This is a genomic window from Burkholderia sp. SJZ089, from assembly GCF_007828315.1.
Lineage (GTDB): Bacteria > Pseudomonadota > Gammaproteobacteria > Burkholderiales > Burkholderiaceae > Burkholderia > Burkholderia gladioli.
This window is the reverse complement of the sequence record NZ_VIUM01000058.1, coordinates 1-1872: the sequence shown is the minus strand read 5'-3', so window position 1 is coordinate 1872 and position 1872 is coordinate 1. Positions and strand designations below refer to the sequence as shown.

The window sequence follows — 1872 nt, the reverse complement described above, 5'->3', positions numbered from 1 at the left end:
GGGGTCGAGCGGGAGATAGGCGCCGCCGGCCTTGAGGATGGCGAGCAGGCCGATGACGAGGGCCGGCGAACGCTCGACGCAGAGGGCGACGCGGGAATCGGGCTGCACGCCGAGCGCGATCAACTCGTGCGCGAGCCGGTTGGCCTGGGCGTTGAGCTGGGCATAGCTGATCGCGCGATCCTCGAAGACGAGGGCGACGGCATCGGGGGTGTATTCGGCATGCAGCTCGAACTGGTGGTGCAGGCAGAGCTCGGCGGGATAGGCCTGCTCGGTCGCGTTCCAGGTGTGCAGCAGCAGCTCGCGTTCCTCGGGCGGCAGGATGTCGAAACTGTCGACCGCTCGTGCTTCGTCGCGAACCATTGCCAGCAGCATCGCGCGCAGATAGACGAGCTGTCGCTCGATCGTGTCCTGTTCGAACAGCGCCGTCGAATAGTTGAGGGTGCCGGTGATGTCATGCCCGCTTTCCTCGAGCGCCAGCTCCAGATCGAAATTCACCGCGTCATAGGCCAGCGGCAGCGGCGTCGCCTCCAGTCCCGGCAGGTCCAGCGAGGCGCCTTGTCGGGATTGCCACGCGAACATCACCTGGAACAGCGGCGCATGGCCCAGGTTGCGCGGCGGATTGACGATCTCGACGACCTGCTCGAAGGGCAGGTCCTGGTGGTCCTGCGCGGCCAGCGCCGCCTGGCGCACGCGCGCGAGCAGGGTGGCGGCGTCGGGCGCGCCGGACAGATCCAGGCGCAGTGCCAGCGTGTTGACGAAGAAGCCGATCAGCGGCTCGACCTCCTGGCGATTGCGATTCGCGCTGGGGGTGCCGATCACGATGTCCTGTTGGCCGGACAGCCGCGCGAGCACGGCGGCCCAGGCGGCCATCACGATCATGTACGGCGTGACGCCATGGGTTTGCGCGAGGCGCCTGAGCGCTTGCGTGAGCTCGGCGTCGAAGCGCACCGGCACATGGGCGCCGACGAAGGATTGCTGCGCGGGACGGGGGCGATCGGTGGGCAGGTCGAGCAGGACCGGCGCATCGGCGAGCGTGTCGCGCCAGTAGTCGACCTGGGCCTGCAGGCGTTCGCCCGTCAGCCACTGGCGCTGCCAGGCGGCGTAGTCGGGATACTGGATGGCCAGCGGCGCGAGCGGATCGGGCCGGCCGTGCAGGTAAGCGTGATAGAGCGCCTGCAGCTCGCCGAGCAGCACGTCCAGGGACCAGCCGTCCGAGACGATGTGATGCTGGGTCAGCAGGAACGCATGCTCGTCCTCGCTCAAGCGGATCAGGCGGGCGCGGATCAGCGGGCCCTGTTCGAGATCGAAGCCGGCATGGACTTCCTGGCTGCTGATGGCCTGCAGTTGCTGCCGGGCGTCGGCCGCGCCGCGCAGGTCGTGGTGCGTGACGGGCAAGGCGGTGCCGACCGGCAGCAGCCGCACTCGCGGCTGGCCCTGGACGGTGACGAACACCGAGCGCAGCGCCTCGTGGCGATTGAGCAGGGTGTCGAGCGCGCGCTGCCATGCTGCTTGATCGAGCCGGCCTTGCAGGCGCAGCGCCAGCGGCATGTGATAGGTGGCGCTGACGCCGTCGAGTTGGGCCAGGAACCACAGCCGCTGCTGGGAGAACGACAAGGCCAGCTCGCCCTCGCGCGCCAGCGGCGTGATGGGCGGCAGGGCGATGGCGCCCTGGTGCCCGCGATCGGCAATGACCGAGGACAGGCCCGCGAGGGTCGGGGACGCGAACAGGCTGGCCAGCGGTAGTTCGACACCCAGCGCGGCGATGCGGCTGATCAGTTGCACGGCGAGCAGGGAATGCCCGCCGAGCGCGAAGAAGCTGTCGTGGCGACCGACGCGCTCGATATCGAGCAAGGTGGCCCAGATTTCGGCGAG

1 protein-coding gene is annotated in these 1872 nt (G+C 69.1%); it reads right to left on the bottom strand.

Translation table 11 applies throughout. The features are described 5' to 3' along the window. On the bottom strand, positions 1-1872 hold a 1872-nt coding region (locus FB600_RS36960; protein WP_145758317.1), incomplete at both ends, for a condensation domain-containing protein.